Here is a 22,368-nt window from a genome sequence, read left to right on the forward strand (position 1 = left end):
TATGAATCTTCTCATCCACATGACCAGACAATTGGCCAATGCGGTCGGCCTGCTGCTGGCCGTGCTGGTGCTGAATTTCTGCCTGATCCATCTGGCACCCGGCGATCCCGCCCTGGTGATCGCCGGCGAAATGGGCGGCGCGTCGGCCGACGTGATCGCCGCGCTGCGTGTCAAATACGGTCTCGACCAGAGCCTGTTCCATCAGCTCTGGACCTACCTCGCCAAGGTCGTCACTGGCGACTTCGGTTACTCCTATTATTTCAACGAACCGGTGGTGAATCTGATCGCACATCGTATTCCGGCCACGCTCTATCTGGTGATCTCCGCGCTGCTGCTGTCGGTTGTCGTCGGCACGCTTCTGGGCGTCATCAGCGCGCGCAGGCCTAATGGCTGGTTCAGCCAGAGCGTGACGGTGATTTCGCTGACGGGCTATGCCGCGCCGGTGTTCTGGACCGGGTTGTTGCTGTTGCTGCTGTTCGGCTCGGTATGGCCGATCCTGCCGGTGACGGGGATGTCCGACGTGGCGCGGCCGAAAGCCGGCTTCGCCCATCTGCTCGATGTCGGTCAGCACCTCATCCTGCCGTCGATCACGCTGGCGCTGGTGTTCATCGCGCAATACAGCCGGCTGGCCCGCGTCAACATGATCGATGCGCTGACCGCCGACTATGTCCGCACCGCGCGCGCCAAGGGCCTGCCGGAATATGTCGTGATCGGCAAGCACGCGCTGCGCAACACGCTGATCCCGATCGTCACCGTGGCCGGGCTGCAATTCGGCCACCTGTTCGCCGGCGCGGTACTGGTGGAGACGGTGTTCAGCTGGCCCGGCATGGGGCGGCTGGTGTTCGAATCGATCCTGCGCCGCGATTACCCGACGCTGCTGGCGGTGCTGTTCTTCTCCGCGGTGCTGGTAATGGCCGCCAATATCATCACCGATCTGGTCTATCGGCTGGTCGATCCGCGCATCCGGTCGGGGGCCCGATGAACACGATTGAAGCGCCCATCCGCGACGCCACCGCGCTGCCGGCGCGCCCCGCGGTATCGCCGTTTGCCGCGATGCTGCGCCAGTTCGGCCGCTCCCCGGCCGGCGTCGCCGGCGCCGTGGTGCTGCTGTTGCTCATTCTGGTCACGCTGTTCGGGCCGAGCCTGTACGGCATCGATCCGCTCGACATCGCCGGCATGCCGTTCACGCCGCCCGGCGCCGACGCCTGGCTCGGTACCGACTATCTCGGCCGCGACATCATGGCCGGGCTGATCCATGGCGGCCGCGCCACGCTCACGGTCGGCGGCACCGCCGCCCTCATCACCATCGCGATCGGTGTCACCGTCGGCGCGCTGTCCGGCTTCTTCGGCGGCGCCATCGACACCGCGCTGGTGAAACTCACCGAGTTCTTCCAGATCCTGCCGCCACTGTTGTTCGCGATGGTGCTGGTGACGCTGTTCGGGCAGACGCTGACCACCATCACCATTGCCATCGGCGTGGTAAGCTGGCCAACGGCGGCGCGGCTGACGCGCGCGGAATTCCTGCGCCTGCGCAATCTGGATTTCGTCAAGGCTTCGCGCGCCGCCGGCGCCGGCAACGGCCACCTGATCCTGCGCGTGGTGCTACCGAACGCGCTGCCGCCGATCATCGTCTCGGCGACGCTGGCGATCGGCGTCGCGATCCTGTTCGAGGGCGGGCTGAGCTTCCTCGGCCTCGGCGATCCAAATACCATGAGCTGGGGCCTGATGATCGGACAGAACCGCAACTACGTGCTCGATAGCTGGTGGACCGTGACCTTCCCGGGGGCGGCGATCTTCGTCGCGGTGCTGGCGATCAGCCTGATCGGCGACGGCATCAATGACGCCATCAATCCACGCCTGCGGAAAAGGGGCTGAATATGTCGCCCGTTCTCTCCGTGCAGAATCTCGGCGTCGCCATGAAGGGCGCCAACGGCATTGTGCCGGTGCTGGAAAATCTGTCCTTCGACGTGGCGCGCGGCAAGACCATGGCGCTGGTCGGAGAATCCGGTTGCGGCAAGAGCATGACGGCACTCGCCATCATGCGGCTGATGCCGGAGGATTTCGTCGTCACCTCGGGCCGCATCCTGCTCGACGGCGAGGATGTGCTGACCGCTGCCCCGGCGCAATTGCGGGCGCTGCGCGGCAACAAGATGTCGATGATCTTCCAGGAACCGATGACCGCGCTCAATCCGCTCTACACGGTCGGCGACCAGATCGGCAAGGTGCTGCGCCAGCATCGCGGGCTCGGCCGCCGCGATGCCACCGAACAGGCCATCGGCTTTCTCAAGGCGGTGCAGATTCCCGCCGCCGAAAGCCGCGTCCATGCCTATCCGCACCAGCTCTCCGGCGGCATGCGGCAGCGCGTGATGATCGCGATGGCGCTGGCCTGCAAGCCGAAACTGTTGATCGCCGACGAGCCGACCACGGCGCTTGACGTCACCGTACAAGCCCAGATCTTCGACCTGCTCGGCGCGCTGCAGGATGACACCGACACCGCCATCGTGCTGATCACCCACGGTCTCGGCGCCGTCGCCGAACTCGCCGACGACGTCGCCGTGCTCTATGCCGGTCGCTGTATCGAACAAGGAACATCGCAAGCCGTGATCGCAAAGGCGCGGCACCCCTATACGCGCGGGCTGATGGCTTGCGTGCCGCATCTGCGGCTCGGTCCCGTGCTTCCGAATGTACAGGCCGACCTCGAGGAAATTCCCGGCATGGTGCCGCCACTGGGCGCGCGCGGCGCCGAATGCGCCTTCCTGCCGCGTTGTGGCTTTGCTGCCGACATCTGCCGGGCGCGGCCGCAGCCGCCGCTCGATGTGGTGGACCCACAGGCCGCGGTGTCGTGCTGGCGGCATCCGGAGATCGCGCCATGAGCGACGAGCTGTCCGCGGCAGGCGACATCCTGCTCGACGTTAACGACCTCGTGGTGCATTTCCCGGCCGGCCGCCGCGGGCTGTTCGGCAAGCCGTCGAAGGTCCATGCCGTCGATGGCGTGTCGTTCCGCGTTCGCCGCGGCACCACCTTCGGCATCGTCGGCGAGAGCGGCACCGGCAAATCGACCACGGCGCAGGCGGTGATGCGGCTGATCCCGGCGACCTCCGGGCAGATCGTGTTCGGCGGCGAGAACATCGCGGAGTATCAGGGCGAGCGTCTGCGCCTGGCGCGCCGCAAATTCCAGATCGTGTTTCAGGATCCGTTCTCCTCGCTCGATCCGCGCCGCCGCGCCGGCGATCTTGTCCGCGAGCCGCTCGATTTGCTCGGCATCGGCACGGCGAAGGAGCGCGATGCCCGCGTCAGCCAGTTGCTGGCCGACGTCGGATTGCCGCCGCAGGCCGCCGACCTGTTCCCGCACCAGTTCTCCGGCGGCCAGCGGCAGCGTCTCAGCATCGCCCGCGCGATGGCGCCGGAGCCGGACCTGATCGTGTGCGACGAGGCGGTGTCGGCGCTCGACGTCGCGATCCAGGCGCAGATCCTCAACCTCCTAAAGAAGTTGCAGCGCGAGCGCGGCCTGACCTATATCTTCATCTCGCACGATCTCGGCGTGATCCAGCATTTCTGCGACGAGCTCGCGGTGATGTATCTCGGCAAGATCGTCGAGCAGGCGCCGGCCTCGGTGTTCTTCTCGGCGCCGCGTCATCCCTATAGCTGGTCGCTGGTGGCCGCCGCGGCGCCTCCCGGCCCCTTGCGCAACCGGCTGAAGGCGCAGTTTCTGGTGACAGGCGATCCGCCGAGCCCGGTCGATCCGAAGCCCGGCTGCCGCTTTGCGCAGCGATGTCCCTTCGTGATCGCGAAATGCCGCGAGGAATTGCCGTTGCTGGAGGCGACGGGACCGGCGCATTTTGTCGCGTGTCATCGTGTCGACGAGATCGCGAGCCCCGATTTTACGGATGCGACAGCATGAACCTGGCGACGGCGACTAAATTCAAGAGGGGATCGCTCAACGCCATCGCTTCTAGTTCAGCTTGATGTCGAGTGCCTTGATGATGTCGCCCCAGCGCTTGGTCTCGGCAGCAGCGTAGGCGCCGAACTGTTCCGGCGTCGAGGAGCGTACCTCGAAGCCCATGGCCTCGAACTTGTCCTTGAATTTCGGGGAGTCGACGATCTCGGCCAGATCCTTGGCCAGTCGATCGACAACCGGCTTTGGCGTGCCCGCGGTCGTATAGAGCCCGGCCCAGATCGCGCTCAGCAGTTTGGGATAGCCGAGCTCGGCGGTGGTCGGCACATCGGGCAGCACCTTCGAGCGCTTCTCGGCCATGATCGCGATGGCACGCATCTGGCCGGCCTGCAGCATCGCCAGCGCGTCGGGGATCGAGGGGAACATGACGTCGAGGCGGCCGCCGAGCAGGTCGGTAATCGCTGGGCCTTGGCCACGATACGGCACATGCATCAGCCTCGTGCCGACCTCACGGTTGAACAGCTCGCCACCGAGATGGGTCGGCGAACCCACGCCCGACGAGCCGAAATTGAGCTTGTCGCCCTGCTGCTTGATCGCCGCGATCAGGCCGGCGAGGTCGAGATCCTTGTAAGGCCCGCTGGCGGTGATGACCTGCGGGTAGATCGTCACCAGCGTCAGCGGCTGGAAGTCCTTGACCGGGTCATAGGACAGTTTTTCGTAGAGATTGATATTGGCGGCGTGCGTGCCGGTCGTCGCCATGTACAGCGTGGTGCCGTCCGGTACCGACCGCGCGGCCTCGGTCGCGGCGAGATTGCCGCCGGCGCCTGGCTTATTCTCGATCAGCACCGGCTTGCCCAGCTTTTTCGATAGTTCGTCCGCAATGGCGCGGGCCTGAATATCCGCGCTGCCGCCGGCCGGGAACGGCACGAGGATGCGCAGATTGTGCGGCGGCCATTCCTGCGCCTGGACAAACGTTGAAATCGATAGGGCTGCCAGCAGGGCCGCCACGCGCAGGGTTGTGAACGAACGGGCCATCATCGACATCAAACTCCCTGGAAAAATTCAACTGCAATCGATTCGAAAAGCGCGGGCTCGGTGCGCGACAGCGCATGGCCGCCGCGCGGTAGAAAATGCCCGCGCGCGCCCGGTATCAGCCGGACGAACTCTTCGGAAAAGTATCTCGGCGTCAGAATATCGTCGTCGGCGCAGACGACAAGGGTCGGAATCGCGATCCGCGACAGTTCGGCACGGCGGTCGAAATTGAGGATGGCGTCGAACCGGCTGGCCTGGATCTCGGCGCTGCCGAGCTGGTCGGGCGTAACGCCCTCGGACTGCGCGATCTCGCTCTCATGGGTGTTGATCCAGTACGGCGGATACAGCAGCAACGTCGAATATTGCGCATAGGCCTCGACGCCGAGCTGGCTGAACAGCACCGAACGCAATCCCAGGATCTTCCTCCGATAGGCGTCGCCATGGGTGGTGCTGGCATAGATCATCATCGCCGAAAGGCGCTCCGGATAATCGAGCGCCGTCGCCACCCCGATCGCGCCGCCGGTGGAATGGCCGAGATACATCGCCTGGGACAGCCCGGCATCGTCCAGCACCGCCACCAGATCCGCCGACATCTGCTCGATCGATTCCACGGCCTCGCGGCTGGAGCGGCCGGTGCCGCGCTGATCGAAGCGATAGACGGTGAAATGCTGCGTCAGCGCCGCCATGTTCGGCGTCCAGTAGCTCCCGACCCCGCCAAGGCCCGCCCCCAGAACCAGCGCAGGGCCTTGGCCCTGCTTTTCCCAATAGAGAGAAGCACCACGTGACGTCGCAATCGGCATGGGTCCGGCATTCCATTTCAAATTCGATCCGGCAATTTACATGCCGAAGCCGTCAGAAATGCAATCGCGACGATCGTTGCCCGGGCCGGTGCATCGCGCCACCCTCGGGCGGCCATGTGCGCCGGGCCAAGTCCAGAAGCTACCCGTGCCGCCAGCCCATTTCCCAGAAGTCGGCTTCAAGCCTCGTGGCTTCCTTGAAGATCGCAATCAGTTCGGCTTCGCGCGCCGGCGTCGCGTAGAGATCGGCCAGGTGATCGAGCTGCGCCCGTGCCGAAACCGCGACGTCTTGGTACGCTTCGCCGGCATATTCGGCGATCCAGGCGCGATAGGGATTGCCGGCGGCCGAAGCGTGCGGATGCGCGGCGAGCCGCGTGGCGATTTCAGCATAGCCGATTACGCAGGGCGCCAGCGCCACCTTCAACGCCAGAAGGTCGCCGCGCATGCCGGTGTCGAGCACGTAGCGCGTATAGGCCAGCGTCTCGGCGGCGGGCTCGGTGCGCTCCAGATCGCCGGGCGTGAGGCCCCAGCCGGCGCAGAGCTTGATATGAAGGTCCATCTCGACGTCGAGGATCGCCGACAGGCCGGCCGCGGCATCGCGCATCTGCGAAAGCGCCGGCGATTTGTAGATGGCCAGCGCATAGGCCCGCGCGAATTCGATCAGGAACAGATAATCCTGCGCGAGATAATGGCGGAACGCCGCCTCGGCGAGCGAGCCGTCGGCCAGCCCGTTGGTGAAGGGATGCGAGGTATAGGCCCGCCACTCCGGTGCCGCCGCAGTCTTCAGTCGCGCAAAAAAACTCATCGATATCCCCGGCTGTTCGTCGTGAAACCATGGCAGCCATACCATGCCGCGGCGGTTGGACCTTCGTCGCGTTTTGCGGATAGGGTACGCGCGATCAAAGGGGAACATGATGGAATTTTCGGCAATTTTCGCGCGGATGGTGGCGGTGGTCGGCGCGGGCGCGCTGCAATGGCGCAAGCTGCAGGGCGTACCGAGCCAGGCCGCCTGGGGCCACGCGCCGGCTGTGCCGGCCGCGAAGCCGCAGGGCGCGATCATGACGCTGAAGATGCCGACCGCGCAGGGCTGGGCCGCGGGGCAGAAGCCCGTCGTCGCGGCCGGGCTGAAGGTCAATGCCTTCGCCACCGGCCTGAAGCATCCGCGCTGGATCCATGCACTCGACAATGGCGACGTGCTGGTCGCCGAGGCGTCGCAGGTCGCAGGTCCCGTCCGCAGCGTGTTCGGCTATGCGATGCAGGCGACGATGCGCCGCGCCGCGGCACTCGGCGAAAGCGCTAATCGCATCACGCTGCTGCGCGACGGCGACGGCGACGGCATCGCTGAATCGCAGACGATCTTCATGGAGGGGCTGAACCAGCCATTCGGCATGGCGCAGCTCGGCGACACGTTCTATGTCGGCAATGTCGATGGCGTCATGGCGTTTCCCTATGTCGCCGGTGCCGACCGCATCGATGCGCCGGGCAAGAAACTCACTCATTTCAAATCCGGCGGACACTGGACGCGCAGCCTGCTGCCGAGCCCCGACGGCAGCAAGATTTTCATCGGAGTCGGCTCGCTCAGCAACATCGCGGATTTCGGCATGGACGCCGAACAGGGCCGCGCCGCGGTGGTCGAGCTCGATGTGGCAAGCGGCGCCAGCCGCATCTTCGCCTCCGGCCTGCGCAATCCCGTCGGCCTGGCCTGGGAGCCCGTCACCGGCGAACTCTGGACCGTCGTCAACGAACGCGACGGCCTCGGCGACGAGACTCCGCCGGACTATCTGACCTCGGTGCGCGACGGCGGCTTCTACGGCTGGCCCTATTGCTATTGGGGCCAGACGGTCGATGACCGCGTGCCGCAGGATGCAGCGCTGGTCGCGGAGGCGATCACGCCGGATTATGCGCTCGGCGGCCACACCGCGTCGCTGGGCCTGTGCTGGCTGCCGGCCGGCACGCTGCCAGGATTTCCGGATGGCATGGTGATCGGGCAGCACGGCTCCTGGAACCGGAGCACGCTGAGCGGCTACAAGGTGGTCTTCATCCCGTTCGTCGATGGCCGCCCGTCCGGTCCGCCGCGCGACATCCTGTCGGGGTTCCTGGCGGCCGACGAGAAGGTGTCTTACGGACGCCCGGTCGGCGTCACCCTCGGTCCGGATGGCGCGCTGCTGGTAGCCGACGACGTCGGCGACGTGATCTGGCGCGTCACGGCGGCGTAACGGCTGCGATCCGACGGCCGTAGTGATACGGCCGGCGCCTGTCGCGAAAGATTCACCATCGCCCGCTAAAGCCTGCATCCAGACACCGGGCAGGACAGCATGCATACCGAACTCGATCACGATCTGACCAGCGACCAGTGGGCCGCCTTGCGCGCGCTGCGCCCGGCGGCGCCTGCCGGCAAGCTGAACGGCTACGTCTTGCAGCAACTCGGCACGATCGGACTCGTAGTACTGTCGGATGGCGCTCCACAGCTGACGCCTCAGGGACGCGCGGTATTGCTACGCGGCTCACCGCAGTTGTGGGACCTGGCCGCCTGATTGAACCGCACGTTCGACGACGCGTGGTCAGGCAGAGATTGTCAGGCCGAGCGTTCCACGGCCACGTGCCGGCGACGTCGTTCGTTGCGGCCGATCACTTGCAGAACCATGCGTGCCCGCGGTGGGCTCGCTGGCGTCAGCCGCGCGATCGCTTCGAGCTTGGGTGTGGCAGCTTTCGCTGGCGCGGGATGCTCGATACGATGCAACGCCTTGCGCCCGGCCGGCGTCAACTGCCAACCATCGCTGTCGCGGATCACGAAGCCTTCGCTGAAAATATCGAGGCTGGGCGCCCGCGCCGCGAGTGCCTTGAGACGCTGGCTCCACGCCACGCCCGCGCCGCCGAGGATCGCCAGATCGTTTTTCATGGCGGCAACGGTTGCCCGACCGTCTGGATAGCTCGCCAGAACCTTCAAAATCGCAATCTGCAAACCCAACGCATACGCCCCACCTGCCGGGTCCAATCCGGTCAGTTTTGTGACGGTATCTGCGTCGCGAATAGGCTGTCCACAGATTAGGGGTTTTATGCACAGCGCGCGTGCATCGGGAGATGTAGGCGCGCGATCATCGTCATGGTCAGGCGGCGCGCCGCTTGCTCTTCGCCGGCACCTTGACGATCTTCGTTTTGGCGGGCGCTTTTTTCTGCACGGTCGCCGCTTCCGACGGGATCGACGGAGTTCCGATATCGGACCCCGACATCGACGCGCTCAACATTTCGCGCTGTGCAGCAATCCAGTAGGCATCGGCGGCGGCGTCGCGGCAGCCGTCGGCGAGCCACAGATGATAGGCGCGTTCGCGAATGGCGTGTTCCAGATTGAACATCGATAACTCCTTGCTGCTGGAGGTATTGATGCCGAAACACGATTAACAGAATTCGAATGCCGCCGCACTGCAGCGAGTTCTGAAGTTCCTTCAGCGCGAGTACTTGCGATGAATGACCTGTCAAATCGATTCAGTCAGGCGACGCTTATCATTCAAACGCAAAAGGTGTTGCGGCGGCCGGACGTGACGACGGACGCAGGGCCGCTCGACTGGCCAATGTCTAGTTCGGCTTGGCCAGTGCCGGCCGCCGCCAGACCACGTCGCGCAATCGCAGCACCGATCCGTCGATGCCGGTCATGGCTTTTGCCGACCGTGCCATCATCACCGCCATGAAGACGAACGACAGCGTCGTTGCCACCGCCGCGCCCATCACGCCGAAGAACGGAATCAGCGCCGCGAATCCGATCACACGCAACAGCACGCTGGCGCCGATGATGCCGAGATAGCGGCTCTCGTGCCCGGTCAGCATCAGGATCGAGCCGGATGGGCCGGAGGCCGCCAGCGCGACCATGCCGAAAGAGAGCGTCACCAGCGCATCGTAATACGGCACGTACGCGGCGCTGAAAACCAGCAGCATCCAGTGGCCGGCGCCGATGATCACCGCCATGCCGGTGACGACGACCAGCAGCGTGACGCCGGCGACATGGTCGAGCAAGGCCCCCAGTTCAGCAAACTTCTTGTGATAGTACAGATCCGGAATATGCCGGGTCGAGAACATGTGGATCGCGTCCGTCGCCATCGCAAAGGCGTTGGCGAGCCGGCTGGTGACGAAATAGGCGCCGGCGACGCCGGGGCTCATCAACGCGCCGACGATCAGGACGTCGAGATACTGGTTCGACGCTTCCAGACTGTTCGACAGCCACAGCTTGAGCGAACGGCTACGCCACGACGGCCAGTCGAACTCGGCCGGTGTGACCGCGAAGCCCGGAAATTTCCTGCGGATCAACCGCGTCATGGCGGTGACGTGCCACACAATGCAGGCGATGCCGCCTGCGGCCATCAGAAAAAACACGCTGTCGAGCCGTGCGGTCGCGCCGGTCAGGAGCATCCAGCCCAGATAGATCGTCGGTGGCACGGTCAGCGACAGATTGCCGACGCCGTCGCCGATACCAATGCCGATCGCCGTGCGTACCAGATGCGACGTCGTCAGCAACACCGACAAGGTGACCAGATACAGCGTGACCGAAACCGCGACCAGCGGCCCCTGCGACGCTGCGAACCACGCATAGAACGGCACGGCCACCAGCACGCCGCCCGCGCCACATACCAGCGCCGCGAAGATCAGCGCGCCCTTCAGCAGGCCTGTCTGCCGGCTCGCCGAATATTCGTTCCACGACCGCATCAGCAGCAATTGCTGGCCGACGGTGGCGAGAATGCAGAACAGGCCGGCCGCACTAAACAGGATCGAATAGGTGCCGAAGGCCGCCATCGGCATCGCGCGCGCGGCCAGCGTGATCAGCGCAAAGCTGAGCGCCGTGATGGTGATGCGCAGCACGAACACGCCGGCCATCCCGCGCAGCGAGGGATTGGTCCACAGCGCGGCGAGCCGCGGAAAGGACGAAAAGATGCTCAAGCGATCATCATCCTTCGGATTTCCTCAGCGCAGCCGCGGCGACAGCCGGCGCAGGAAGTTCTTCAGCGGCTTGGCGTGGTGATACACCATCGACAGTGCCGCACCAGCCAGGCTGCGGGCCACGGTGTAATTGTGCAGCGTGGTCTCCTCGACCCGGAACATCGATTTGTAGCCGGTGTTGCCAAGGCCAAGATCGAAGCGATGCAGACCTTTATCGAAGCGCATCTTGACGATGCGGTATAGCAGCTGCATGCCGAGCGAGTATTTGCCGAGCCGTTGCGTGTCGGCACCGATCAGCACCGCGTGGCACTCGTCGGCATATGCGACGCCAAGCAGCACCGCGACAGGCTTGCCGTCGAGCGTGCTGACATAGGTGATGGCGTCGCCCGATTTGGCGCCGGCAATCGCGAAATCCAGATAGAACGCGGCGTAAAGTTCGTCGTCGAGCAGGTCGCCCTCGAAGCGCCCCTTGCGCACGGCTCGCAGAAACGCGAAGGCGTCGCGGATACCCTGTTCATCGGTGAGGACGCGCTGTTCGTAAGCGCCGAAGTCGCGCGCGACCTGACGGCCGAGGCGGCCCAGCTCTTTGGTGAACTTGCGGTTCACCCTCTGGCGCTGCCAGACCTCGAAATCGGGGCCGGTCTCGATATGGTAGGCGGCATTGTCGCACGGCGTGGCGCTGGTCTTGCGAAACAGTCGCGCCGGCGAGAAGCCGTCATCCCGCGCCTTGCGGAACATCATCACGCCGGCCGTGCCCAGCAGCGCATCGAGCCTACCGATCACGGACGGGTCCGCAGCCAGCGTCTCCAGCACTTCGCGATCGCCGACGACGGCGTTGTAATCGCAGACGCCGAAGTCGGCCGGCTGCAGGATCGAGATGCCGGCCGGTTTCTGAACGACGAAAGGGATCAGCGCGAGCAGCCGCCGGTCCGCGCGGGTCCGGATCGTCACCGTATAGGGCCTGGCAGCAAGACCCGGCACCAGACGCGCGTGGATCGACGCCTGCCACAGCGGCGCCTGGAACACGGTGCCGCGTTTCAGGTTGAAGAACGCGCGATATTCTTCGCCAAGAAAGTCAAAGTCGGGCTCGACGCCGACCTCGACGTCCAACTGCAGCGTCTTCAGGTCGGTCATCAACATCGGCTTGGTGCTCACTGCGCTCCGGCAATATCCGTCCGCCCGATCGGGCTGGCCGCATCGATCCGGAAATCGCGTTTCGAGACGACGTCGCCTGTGATCTGTCGCCCGCTCTTCTTCCAAAGGAAGGCCGATGCCGCCTTCGGATAGACGTGGATGCCGTGATCGCGGGTCGACGAGTTCTGCAGGCCGAGCGTCCGGCGCAGCACGCCGTTGCCATAGTGCACGGCGTAGGAATTCCAGATCTGCTGGGTCCAGTGCTCCATCGTCACCGAGATGTTCAGGCAGTCGTGGTTCTCGACCTTGTGCGGCGCGTAGAGCGGCCAGGTCAGCATCTCGCCGGGATGCAGGTCGTAGACCGTCGCGAATTCGTCGAACCAGCCGCGATACGGCATGTCTTCGGTGGTCTCGCGCAGCAGGATCTTCTCGATGTTCGTCGACGGCATGAACACGTCGGAGCGCGGATACAAGAAGATCCGCTTGACGCCTTCGATCTGCCACAGCGACTGGCCCTGGATATCGGCGTGATAGGGCACGCGGCAGTTCGGCGACGAGATCAGCACGCCGAGATTGCGCTTGAAGGTCTTGAAGCCGCCCATGCGGGCGTCGAACTCGTCGAATATCCGCGTCAGCAGTGCCTGATATTCCGGTGCCCAGTCCATCACGCGACGGATGTTCATCCACATCCGGCCCTTCGCGATGGCGTCGATCGCCTCCATGCCGGACGCAGCGCCCAGCTCGCCATACAGACGCTGGTGCTGTTCGCCCTCGAAACTGACCGACTCCAGGCCAAGTTCATTTTTCGGACAGCGCTCGATCAGCCGGCCGAGCACCTCGCGCGAAAACAGTCCCGTATCGATGAGGCGGTGGTGCAGCTTGATGGCGTGTACACCGAACAGGTCCTGATGCCGGGACTGCCAGTCAACAAGGATGTCGTCGTTCTTGGTCATGGAATTCATCTCGGGGCTCCCGTCTGCAATCCAGTCGCGACACCCGGAATACCGATCAGCGCCGCGTGGGTACAATACGCTGCCGGCGCGCCCCGATAAATGAGGCGCCGATGATTAACGTGATTGACGGTTAAGGCGCGTTTGCAGGAACTGCTGATTTCACCTTAACGGCGCCATCGGGGCTGGATTCGAGATCCGTCGATCACTTCCAGGTTCCCGATGCGGTTGAGGGTATGCAGCTTGCGGCCCGGCCACGCCGGTCCCGGGCTGATGCGGTGACGGACCTGCTGCCGGAACGCCGTCGGCGACAGTTCAGTTACTTCCGCCAGCGCCAATGCGCCGCCGTAGCCCTGCGTGCAGTCCTGCACCGGCCGCCACAACTGCCCATCGTGAACCACCATGTTGCCGGCCGGGCGGGCCTGCGCACGGTCGATCAGCACGGGGTTGGCGGCATGCGGCAACCAGGGGCCTGTCAGGCGATCGGCGTAATAGATCGCCAGCGTGTCGGAATAGCCGCCGGCGCCGTCGCGAATGGCGCCAAACAGATAATACAGCCCGTTATGCCGCGTCACGGTCGCGTCGCCCAGTTCCAGATCGTCGAGCAGCGTTGCATGGCGCTCCCATCGATCGGGGAAGTCAACACATCGGTACAGCGCGACATCGCGGTTCGCCGAACTCTCGGGGATCATCCAGAGCTCGCCGCCATCCTCGATCAGGAACGGATAGGACAGGTGCCAGGGCTGTTCCAGCACCGGCAGCACCGCCCCGATCGGGCCACGCGCGTCGAATTCGATCGCCGAGATCGTGCCCTTGCCGACTCGGTGATCGAGATCCTCGAAAAAGACGAAGGTGCGGCCCTGCCAGGTCACGGGAAACGGATCGGCGAAAAAGCGATGGCCGGGATCGGCGAGACGCTGCCACGGCGCGCCCGACAGGTCGCCGTTCTCCCACACGCCCGCGCCGGCGTTCAAGCGCCAGCCGATGTGCCAGTGCGGGGCGTAACAACACAGATGATAGATGCGCCGGGCCAACGCATGCGCCAGACTGCCGGCCACATAGGCCACCGGCGTCTTGGGCGAACTTTCGCCGACCACCGCACGTTCGGGAACGGGCAGCCGCGGGCTGCCCGACAGGATGGCGCGCAGCAAGGTCAGCGTCCGCGCGACGACCGCCTCGAGATGGCCGCTCAGCCCGGCGGCGATCTCGGCGGAGGGCCATCCCCGGTCCAGCGTCAGGCCACTCGCCTCATCGACGATTTCGATCTGCGGCAGGTCGCCCGTCAGAATCGCCGCCAGCGCGGCGTCCTCGCCGGCAACGCCGTTGTAGTAGGGCCGCAGATACATCCGCGCGGGGCTGGCCGCGTCGCGCGGCCGGGCGGTGAAATCGATCACGATCTCCGGGTCCGCTGTCGGATCCGCTATTGCCGCGCGGCTCAAGTGTTTCACTGGATCGACCAGGGACGACCGGCCCTTGCGCAGCAGCAGGCGCTCCAACTCGAACAGCGCGCCGAGTCCGGCTGGCGGCTGGCCGGCCTCGATCCGAACGATCCGCGTGTCCGCGCGCTCGCCGCCGACCTCGCCGGCGAAGGCGTCCATCCACGCCCGTGGCCGCGCGTGATCGCAGCGCAGTTCGATCAGCATCGGCCCGGCCCCGCGCGGCTCATGCCGAGACCCCCAGCTCACCCATTAGCCGGACATACTCGTCCGTCATCGCGTCGATCGAATAGCGCACCGTCAGGCCCGCAGCGCTGCGTTGCAGGGTCTCGCGCAGCACATCGTCGGTCAGCAGCCGCGCGACGCCAGCGGCCAGTTGGCGCGCATCTGCCGCATCGACGAACAGCGCGGCGGGCTCACCCTTGTAGGACAACACTTCCCGCAGCACCGCCAGATCGGTCACAACCGTCGGGATTCCCGCGCCCGCCGCCTCCACCGCGGCCAGGCCGAAGGTTTCCGACTCCGAGGGAAACACGAACACATCGAGACCGACGAGAAAATCACCGATCCGTTCGGGCGCGATCTCCCCGATGAAATGAACACGTTTGCCGAGGCCTAATTGTTCGGCGAGCCGCTTCAGGTTGGCTTCTTCCGGCCCCTGTCCGGCCACGGCCAGATGCCATTCGGGATGATCCACCAGCGCCTGGATTCCCTTGTCGAGCCGCTTGATCGGATGCAGACGGGCGACGCCGCCGAGCAGGATGGCGTCCGGCGGCAAGTTGAACGCGCGTCGCGCTTCCTGCTTCGACAGCGTGGTGCGTTTCAGCTCGAAGCCGTGCGGGATATAGCGCAGCCGCGATCGGTACGGCCGGGGGTAGCGCGAATAGTCGACCAGCATGTCATGCGAATTGACGACGATCGATTTGAAGAATGCCAGATTGCCCAGCGCAAAATCGACGGCGCGCACCATTGGGTTCATCGTGGCCTTCGGCGACACCTGATTGGCAATGATCGGCGCGGCGCTGACCAGCCGCGCGACCGCGCCGCCGACCGTGTTGCCATAGTGCTGAAACGGCAGGATCACATCCGGCCGTAACTGCCGGATGCGCTGGCCGAGCGTGGCGAGGAACCGCATGGCTGCGACCGGATTTTTCGGCCGCCCCGGCGTGCAATACAGCGTGTTCGGCGGCTCATTGAAATGCGCCGACTTGCGATAGAAAAACAGATGATGCACGTCGAAACCGCGCGCCGTGAGACCTGCGCCGACCAGCCGCGTGATCTCCTGCGCGCCGGCATTCTCGCCCTGCGTCTGGATGAACAGCACGCGCGGTTTTCCGGAACGGACCGACGGCAATGTCATGGCGTCTTCCCGGTGGCGGGCACCAGGCGTGCGCCCGGCCGACCGATCAGATTGAGCACCGACGGATCGACCCCGACCCAGCGCCGGCACAACACGTTTAGCACCACGGTCACGATGGCAAGGCTCAACGCTGCCGACACGGCTGCGCCCTGCAGGCCCCAGATCGGGATCAGCACCGCGAAACCGATGAAGCGAATGCCGATATTGGCCGCGACGATCAAGGGGTAGCGCGCCTGGAATCCTGCGATCATCAGGATCGCAGAGGCAGGCCCGCCGGCCGCATACATCGCGGTGCCGGCGGTCAGGATGATCAGCGTCCACTTCTGGGAAACGAAGTTCGGACCGAACAGCGCCAGGATGTATTCGGCGCCAAAGCCGATGATCGCCACGCCGGCGATCACGCTGAGCAGCACAACTTCCGCCATGCGCCTCAACACGCCGTTGAGTTCGTCGGTCTGGCCGGCGAAATACAGCGCCGGAATGCGCCGTGTGGCGAAGTTGTGAACCGCGGCCAGCACGGTGGCGAACATGTTCGACAGCCGCGTCGCGATGAAATAGGCGCCGGCGGAAACCGGATCGAGAAACCAGTAGACGATCACCACATCGAAATACTGGTTGACGGTTTCCAGCAGGGTCGAGGCCCAGAACCCCGATGAGGTGCGCGCCCATTCGCGCAGGCGCCAGACTGCCTTGGCGGGGAAGATATCTTTCGGAAAGGCGCGCCAGACCGCCGTCACCTGGATCAGCAGTGCGATCGCGAGCGCCAGCGACCCGATCAGAAAGAACTGATCGATCTGGATATGCAGCCCGGCCACCGTCAGCCCCACCAACGTCGCGACCACCAACGCGCGCCAGAACAATTCGCGCATGCCGTCGGCCATGAAAATGCCGACGGTGGACCGCGCAATATGGCTGGACAGCGCCAGCATCGAGCTCAACACCAGAAACAGCCCGGTAGCGAGGGACAAAGCGGTGGTCTGGCCGGGCATCGTCGTGCCGAGCAGCGCGATGGCAGCGCCCGCCAGCAGCGGCACGACCGATACCAGGCCGATCGAAAACAGCAGCGAGCCCTTGGCGAGATCCGGGCGCTTTGCCACCGAATATTCGTTCAGCGAGCGCAGGATGAACATCTCCTGCCCGAGCAGGGCGGCGACGCTGGCCATCTGGCACACGCTCAGCCACAGCGCGAGATGGCCGAACTCCGGCGCCGACAGCACCCGCGCAGCCAGCGAGAACATCGCAAACGAGACGATCCCGCCGCCGACCTGCAGCGTGATCGTGACCATCAGGCCCTGCGTGACGTCGCGCCGCAACGCGCCGGCAAGCGAGCCGAGCATCGTCATCACAGCGCGGGCGCCGGTGTTGAAAGCTGACAAGGGGTACTCCACGGCGCCGCACGGACATCGCGGCACGGTGGTAAATTATCATGTGCCGACCGGATTCGACATCACTACGCCGGGATGCGGTTAATGCGGCCACACCGCGGCCATGTCCCCGTGGCTCGCGATCCGGCAATCGACGAGTGCGCACGCGGCCGGGGTAACCGCGGATTAACCTTAAGCCTCCAGCTGCAAATTTTCGGCCCGCACCGACGCGCCGAGGATGATGCCAGACAGACATACTAGCAGCCCGAGCGCCGGTGGCGCGAAAAGCGCTTCTTCCTGGAAAATGCCGTTGGCCAGGATGGCGCAGATGCCAAAGGCGACCATGCCCTGGCTCGCAATGCCTGAATAGGCGTAGAGCCGCCACGCCCGCATGGCGAGATAGAAGTAGAACGCGAGCGGCACGAGCGCTGCCAGGCCCATCTGGTACAACAGGACGCCGACGGCGCTTTCGACAGCGCCGTTCACCGAACCGGCCTGTTGCGCCGCGCTCCAGTCGATTTCGTCGAACCCTTCGGACAGGTTGCCGCCGATGCCGAGGCCCCGCCCCCAAGGCGCTTGCAGGAAACCGTTGATACCGCCCATGAAGCCAAGGACGTGATAGTCGCCAATGTTCAGGCCGACATAGATGCCGGCCAGGATATACAGCACCAGGGCGGCGAGACCGAAGGTCAGCGCGAGCACCGCGCCGATCAACCGTGTGGCCAGCCACCCGACACTGACGAACAGCAATAGAATTAGCGCTCCTTTGACGCTGCAGAGCACCAATAACGGCAGACTTATCACCGCCATCACCGGACGTCCCACGGAAAACAGGAACAGAGCGAAAAAGGCGACGCCGTAGCCGTAGCTGATCGCGCTGATATTCGGCCCGAAGATGCGCAGAATTTCGGACAGGCCAAACCCATCCAGCAAAGGCGTATTGAGAAACCCGAATTTGAATCGGTCCTTCAGATCGACCGCCACCGCGCCCGTCCGTCGCATCTCGCGCTCCCAGACGCCCGAATCCGTTGCTTTCAGTTCGTCGAACCGCCAGTAGGAATAGCCGTGCGTCACGTCGAGCCAGAAGTCCCGAAACGTCAGTTCGATGTAACCGCAGACGATGAATACGATCGCAATCGCAATCAGCGCTGGCTTAATCCGCAACTCCATGCTGGCCGAGGTCAACAGTGCGAGTTGAAACAGAAAGATCGGCAGGACGATATTGCGCAGGTAGATTGTAGCCGCCATCGGGTTCGCGAACGCGCCTAGCACGAAATAGAGCAGCACCGCCCCCAGTGCGATGGAACTCATCCCCATCAACCGTACCGTCGGCGGCGAACGGTCGCGCTGGCCAAGAATGAACAGCGCCAGCGTCGCCAGCCACATAACCGCGCAGACGAGAAAATTGTACCCCTTAATGAACTCCACCGCCGCCGGGTCGAGCACGGGCGACCACAGCGAGACGAAGATGTTCTGAAACAGCAGGCCGACGATCGCGACAACCGGAGCGTAGGCCGGAATCACAGCCACGACGCCGCAAGCAAAAATAGAGAGAACGCCGATAGCGAGATAGAGGCTCACGCTGTGCAGCAGAGGCGCCAGAGCAACCGGCACGACAGCGGCGGCGAGCACAATCGCGGCGTCCGTCCAAGCGGCGGGAATGCCGATGCCTTTGATTGTCGCAACAGCGGTGCTCAAATCGGTCGCCATCCTGCGCGTTCCTCGGGCCTGCTATATCTCGAAAATGGTAACCAAGCGTTAACCGTGTTGGCCCACCCGGCACGGGCAATGCCTGGCGCGATATCCGCCGCCGATACCAGGTCTGCCGGTTGTGCACGCCGCACCGTCCAGTATCAGGCTGCAGAAACGGTTAACTCTAATTAGGTACCCTCGTGCAATCCTATGTTCTCCCTTCCAGCGGCGTGAATGATGTTGGATTCGATGCAGCCGAATAATGATTCCCAGAAGTTCGGCGATGCCCCGCGCAGTCCGCGTGACGCTGACCCGTGGGACGTCCGGCCCCGCGCCGCCATCAACACGTCGCAGCCGGCCATGCTCACGGGCATGCTGACGCCGTCGGGTCTGGTAGCGTTCTTCCAGCGGCGGTTCAAACGCATCGTGCTGCTGTCGGCCGTTCTTCTGGCGCTTGGCATCGGCGTCACCATGATGCTGCCGGTCCGCTACGCCGCCACCGCCCTTGTCGTGATCGATCCCCGGGAACAGCGTGTCACGACAGACCAGGACGTTCTTCCCGGGATCGGGCAGGACGCCGCGGCTTTGCAGAGCGTGATCGAGATTGCCAAATCGGACGGTTTCCTTCGTCCGCTGATCGAAAAATTGAAGATTGCGAGCGACGACGAGATCGCCGCGAGCGAGACCGACACTTCGCGCGTGCTGGATAACTTCCGCCGCCGCCTCGACATCTCGCGGCGCGGCCTCACTTACGTGATCGCCATCACGTTTACGTCGAAGGACCCGCAGAAGGCAGCGACCTATGCCAACGCGGTCGCGCAGGCGTTTGTCGATGACCAGGCGCAGATCCGCTCTGGTGCAACCGACGATGCGGCGGCTTGGCTCAATAGTCGGCTGAAGGACCTCAATGCCCGCTTGCGCGTGTCCGAAGAAGCGGTTGCTGCCTTCAAGCTCGAGCACAAGATCGTCAGCGCCGGTCGAGATTCCACGACGGCGCAGCTGCGCGTTTCCGAATTGAGCCAGCAATTGGCCGCATCCAGGCTTCGCGCCGAAGAGGCCAAAACGCGTTACGAGCAGGCCCAGCGCGACCTTAAGGGCAATATCGAGGGTCCGGCGCGGCCCGACCTGCTGTCAAGCCTGCGCGCACAACGCCTGCAGTTGAATGACCAGATCGCCCAAAAGCGCGCGGTGTTTGGCGATCGCCATCCCGACCTGATGATTGCGATGAGCCAGCTCAGCGAGGTCAATCGCCAGATCGAAGCCGAGCGGAAGCGGAATATCGATAGCGCGAGATCCGATTACGAAACGCTCCTGAGTCAGCAAAAAACAGTCGAGCAGCAGTTTCGCGCAGTGGAGACCGCGATGCTGACGGATGGACAGGACGCCGTAAAGCTGCAGGAATTGCAGCGCGATGCGGATGCCAACCGGAACATCTACGAGCAGTTCTTGTCCCGCTACAAGGCGACGAGCGAACAGCGGCAGTTGCAGACATCGCAGACAAAGGTTGTCTCGGTTGCCAATCCGCCGACGCGCCCGACACGCCCGCCGCTGTCTATAATCCTGGTCGGTCTTGCGCTGGCCTCGGTTCTGGTGGCCACGACCATCACGGCGATCATGGATTCCGTCCGAACGACGCAGAAGGACGCCCCCGCAACAGCGCCCGCCTCCGATCCGAATATGAAGCCCGCCACCCCCCTGCTGCTTGAAGCCAGGCCTGCTGACGCCGAGGCTGTCGTAGCAGGGCCTGCCGTAACCGAACCTTCGGAGGTGCGGAAACTCAACCTGGAAGAAATACTCACCCGGCAGTCTGTCTCGCCTGTCTCGCCTGTCGCGCCGGATCGCAAGCCTGCACTTTCCCGGCTCCCCGTCTGGCACACAATTCCCTACGTGGCGCCCAAGCAAGGCTTGAAGTCCGTCTGGCAAACACCGATCGCCGGCTCTGGCGAAATCGACCTGCGCGCGGCGTGTGCGGCGCTATATGAAGTCGTCAAGAGTCGGGAACCAGGTCGCGGCCATGTCGTGCTCATCATTTCCGAGGAGCCCGGCGTCGGCAAGACTGCCGTCGCTCGCGCTCTCGGGCAGTGCGCGACCGAGCGCGGCCAGCGCAGCGTCGTGATAGGGATCGACCAACCGTCATCGCAGCGGGCTGGCGCCCCGCGGGAATTCATCGACAATGGCCATCATACGCTGCAGGCCGATGCCGCATCGGTTCTGTTGCTGCTGACCGCCGGTAGCATCGACAAGGCGGCCTCGCCGACAACCGACATCCGCACGGAATTCGACCTGATTGTCATCGATACAAGTTCGATGTCGGAATCCGCGGCTATAGCCGGCCTCGCGGCGCAGGCCGAGTTCACTATCATTGTGGCCAGGGACAACGGGACCCCGACCGCGAAGCTAGGCACGATCCGGTCGATGCTGGCTGCCGCCGGTGCCGGGCGCGTTGGTCTGGTGGTGAACTCCACCGAAGCTCCGGCCTTGGTCAAGGTTACAGATTCGCACGTGGAGCTTGCTTCCTGATGACGTATTTTTCTGGATCTGCGTCCAGTCAACATTAAGGTCGGCAGTTTGAAACGGGTGAGCTTCGTCAACGCTCGGCTATTTGCTGCTCTCCTCGCGGCGCTGATCGCGACGCCGGCGTCATCGCAGGTGGGCGCATCATGTCCGCCGCTTACCCATCGAGTACCGGCTGAAACCATTGCTGCGCTGGCCAAGGGCTTCAACCTTGCCGGCTGGACCGACGATCCGAAGATGATCTCGAAGGTATCGAAAACGCTGCGCGAGCTGCGCAAATCCGGAATGACCCACATCCGGCTTCCGGTGCCGGCCGAAAACGTGATGAGCATCGATTCGTCCGCCGAGGATCGAGGCGCGCAACTGGCAGCGCTCGACCGCGCACTCGAGGACCTGACCACGATGGGCTTCGTCGTGTCAGTCGATGTGCATCCCGGTGACGCCTTCAACCAGATGCATAAAAAGGCCCCTGCGGTTGCGATGGGCCTGTTGCAGGAAGCCTGGAGAGCGCTGGCGTCTGTCATTGCGCGATATCCAGCGAAGATGGTGTACGCCGAACTGCTGAACGAGCCAGACGTCAGCGCTGAGATCTGGCAAACGCAGGCCGAACAACTGGCCAAATTTGTCCGCAAACTGCTGCCCGACACGACGATCATCGTGGGTCCCGTCAACTGGCAGCGCCCCGATTCACTGGAACGTTTCCGGGCGCTTGAGGACCTCAATGTCGTCTACGCCATTCACTTCTACGATCCAATGGCCTTTACCCACCAAGGGCATTGGGACGCCAACGATCCGTTGAGCTACATCCGGGGATTGCCCTTTCCGATCGTGGCGACCGAGAAAGCGGTGGTTGCGATTGATGCGCAGCTGAGCGCTGCGCACAGGACCGCAGCGCTACAGGTGTTGCGCGAAGCGACCATCCATGGTGCCGGAGATATCGTGTCGACGAATTTGGAGCCTGCGATCCGCTGGCAACAGCAGAACCGACGACCGATCATCATCAACGAATTCGGCGTTCTTAAAGCGCACGCGCCTCGAGACAGCCGTCTGCGTTGGCTACGGTCGGTCGTCAAACACGCCGAACAGCACTGCTGGGGCTGGGCACACTGGGAACTGGCGCAGGGCTTTGGCCTAATGGACGATCGGACCGGACGACCGGATGGCGGTGTGCTGCGAGCCCTTCTACACCGACCCTAGCCTATGGGCGAGCTGGCAGTTCAACCAAGATTTGGCGATCTTCGACACCGACCGCCAGCGCTGGAACCGGG

20 protein-coding genes are annotated in these 22,368 nt (G+C 64.2%); 8 read left to right on the top strand and 12 right to left on the bottom strand.

The features are described from left to right. Nucleotide 1 precedes the first annotated feature (1 nt). The 4 genes from FNL56_RS26445 to FNL56_RS26460 are packed head-to-tail and all read left to right on the top strand — an operon-like array spanning nucleotide 2 to nucleotide 3,901. On the top strand, nucleotides 2-982 hold the full coding sequence (locus FNL56_RS26445) for an ABC transporter permease (RefSeq protein ID WP_143575773.1): 981 nt from the start codon (nucleotides 2-4) through the stop codon (nucleotides 980-982). Then, nucleotides 979-1,875 carry an ABC transporter permease gene (locus FNL56_RS26450; protein ID WP_143575774.1) on the top strand — a complete coding sequence of 299 codons (897 nt, stop codon included), beginning with the start codon at nucleotides 979-981 and terminating at the stop codon, nucleotides 1,873-1,875. Before FNL56_RS26445 ends, FNL56_RS26450 begins: the two co-directional genes overlap by 4 nt. A 2-nt stretch (nucleotides 1,876-1,877) precedes the next feature. Beyond that, the gene (locus FNL56_RS26455) at nucleotides 1,878-2,873 is read left to right on the top strand and encodes an ABC transporter ATP-binding protein (RefSeq protein ID WP_143582469.1); all 996 of its coding nucleotides are present in this window, start codon (nucleotides 1,878-1,880) and stop codon (nucleotides 2,871-2,873) included. Next, nucleotides 2,870-3,901 carry an ABC transporter ATP-binding protein gene (locus tag FNL56_RS26460; protein WP_143578437.1) on the top strand — a complete coding sequence of 344 codons (1,032 nt, stop codon included), beginning with the start codon at nucleotides 2,870-2,872 and terminating at the stop codon, nucleotides 3,899-3,901. Before FNL56_RS26455 ends, FNL56_RS26460 begins: the two co-directional genes overlap by 4 nt. A gap of 51 nt (nucleotides 3,902-3,952) precedes the next feature. Here FNL56_RS26460 and FNL56_RS26465 read toward each other — a convergent pair whose 3' ends face one another. The 3 genes from FNL56_RS26465 to tenA form a co-directional block, all read right to left on the bottom strand. Further along, entirely contained in the window at nucleotides 3,953-4,939 is a 987-nt protein-coding gene (locus FNL56_RS26465) for a Bug family tripartite tricarboxylate transporter substrate binding protein (protein ID WP_143578438.1), read from the bottom strand. Beyond that, nucleotides 4,939-5,727: an alpha/beta fold hydrolase gene (locus FNL56_RS26470; RefSeq protein ID WP_143575778.1), complete on the bottom strand. Its 789-nt coding sequence runs from the start codon at nucleotides 5,725-5,727 to the stop codon at nucleotides 4,939-4,941. The genes FNL56_RS26465 and FNL56_RS26470 overlap by 1 nt, the downstream gene beginning before the upstream one ends. A 139-nt stretch (nucleotides 5,728-5,866) precedes the next feature. Further along, a complete protein-coding gene (tenA, locus tag FNL56_RS26475; protein ID WP_143575779.1) occupies nucleotides 5,867-6,529 on the bottom strand; it encodes a thiaminase II in 663 nt (220 codons plus the stop codon). Between the two features lie 109 nt (nucleotides 6,530-6,638). Between tenA and FNL56_RS26480 the strand changes: the two genes are divergently transcribed. Both FNL56_RS26480 and FNL56_RS26485 read left to right on the top strand, forming a co-directional pair. Next, complete coding sequence (locus FNL56_RS26480) at nucleotides 6,639-7,940, top strand: PQQ-dependent sugar dehydrogenase (protein WP_210245441.1); 1,302 nt, start codon at nucleotides 6,639-6,641, stop codon at nucleotides 7,938-7,940. A 99-nt stretch (nucleotides 7,941-8,039) separates the two neighbouring features. Beyond that, entirely contained in the window at nucleotides 8,040-8,258 is a 219-nt protein-coding gene (locus FNL56_RS26485) for a hypothetical protein (RefSeq protein ID WP_143575781.1), read from the top strand. 41 nt (nucleotides 8,259-8,299) lie between these two features. Here the strand turns inward: FNL56_RS26485 and FNL56_RS26490 are convergent, their stop codons facing one another. The 9 genes from FNL56_RS26490 to FNL56_RS26530 form a co-directional block, all read right to left on the bottom strand. Further along, the gene (locus tag FNL56_RS26490; protein WP_143575782.1) at nucleotides 8,300-8,692 is read right to left on the bottom strand and encodes a hypothetical protein; all 393 of its coding nucleotides are present in this window, start codon (nucleotides 8,690-8,692) and stop codon (nucleotides 8,300-8,302) included. 139 nt (nucleotides 8,693-8,831) lie between these two features. Continuing rightward, entirely contained in the window at nucleotides 8,832-9,077 is a 246-nt protein-coding gene (locus FNL56_RS26495; RefSeq protein ID WP_143575783.1) for a DUF2934 domain-containing protein, read from the bottom strand. 220 nt (nucleotides 9,078-9,297) lie between these two features. Next, nucleotides 9,298-10,650 (bottom strand): lipopolysaccharide biosynthesis protein, encoded by a 1,353-nt coding sequence (locus tag FNL56_RS26500; protein ID WP_246660801.1) that lies wholly within the window; start codon nucleotides 10,648-10,650, stop codon nucleotides 9,298-9,300. Nucleotides 10,651-10,674: 24 nt separating this feature from the next. Next, nucleotides 10,675-11,805 carry a GNAT family N-acetyltransferase gene (locus tag FNL56_RS26505; RefSeq protein WP_143575784.1) on the bottom strand — a complete coding sequence of 377 codons (1,131 nt, stop codon included), beginning with the start codon at nucleotides 11,803-11,805 and terminating at the stop codon, nucleotides 10,675-10,677. Beyond that, nucleotides 11,802-12,746: a hypothetical protein gene (locus FNL56_RS26510; protein ID WP_143575785.1), complete on the bottom strand. Its 945-nt coding sequence runs from the start codon at nucleotides 12,744-12,746 to the stop codon at nucleotides 11,802-11,804. Before FNL56_RS26510 ends, FNL56_RS26505 begins: the two co-directional genes overlap by 4 nt. A gap of 155 nt (nucleotides 12,747-12,901) precedes the next feature. Next, entirely contained in the window at nucleotides 12,902-14,377 is a 1,476-nt protein-coding gene (locus FNL56_RS26515) for a glucosamine inositolphosphorylceramide transferase family protein (RefSeq protein ID WP_143575786.1), read from the bottom strand. Between the two features lie 19 nt (nucleotides 14,378-14,396). Then, nucleotides 14,397-15,530 carry a glycosyltransferase family 4 protein gene (locus FNL56_RS26520; RefSeq protein ID WP_143578441.1) on the bottom strand — a complete coding sequence of 378 codons (1,134 nt, stop codon included), beginning with the start codon at nucleotides 15,528-15,530 and terminating at the stop codon, nucleotides 14,397-14,399. Next, nucleotides 15,527-16,906 carry a lipopolysaccharide biosynthesis protein gene (locus tag FNL56_RS26525; RefSeq protein ID WP_143582470.1) on the bottom strand — a complete coding sequence of 460 codons (1,380 nt, stop codon included), beginning with the start codon at nucleotides 16,904-16,906 and terminating at the stop codon, nucleotides 15,527-15,529. The genes FNL56_RS26520 and FNL56_RS26525 overlap by 4 nt, the downstream gene beginning before the upstream one ends. Before the next feature lie 180 nt (nucleotides 16,907-17,086). After that, complete coding sequence (locus tag FNL56_RS26530; protein WP_246661608.1) at nucleotides 17,087-18,604, bottom strand: hypothetical protein; 1,518 nt, start codon at nucleotides 18,602-18,604, stop codon at nucleotides 17,087-17,089. A 219-nt stretch (nucleotides 18,605-18,823) separates the two neighbouring features. On the opposite strand from FNL56_RS26530, the gene FNL56_RS26535 reads away from it, so the two are divergent. Both FNL56_RS26535 and FNL56_RS26540 read left to right on the top strand, forming a co-directional pair. Beyond that, complete coding sequence (locus FNL56_RS26535; protein WP_246661609.1) at nucleotides 18,824-21,106, top strand: exopolysaccharide transport family protein; 2,283 nt, start codon at nucleotides 18,824-18,826, stop codon at nucleotides 21,104-21,106. 57 nt (nucleotides 21,107-21,163) lie between these two features. Next, nucleotides 21,164-22,297 (top strand): glycoside hydrolase family 5 protein, encoded by a 1,134-nt coding sequence (locus FNL56_RS26540; RefSeq protein ID WP_246660804.1) that lies wholly within the window; start codon nucleotides 21,164-21,166, stop codon nucleotides 22,295-22,297. Nucleotides 22,298-22,368 lie beyond the last annotated feature (71 nt).

This window comes from Tardiphaga sp. vice304 (assembly GCF_007018905.1).
GTDB lineage: Bacteria > Pseudomonadota > Alphaproteobacteria > Rhizobiales > Xanthobacteraceae > Tardiphaga.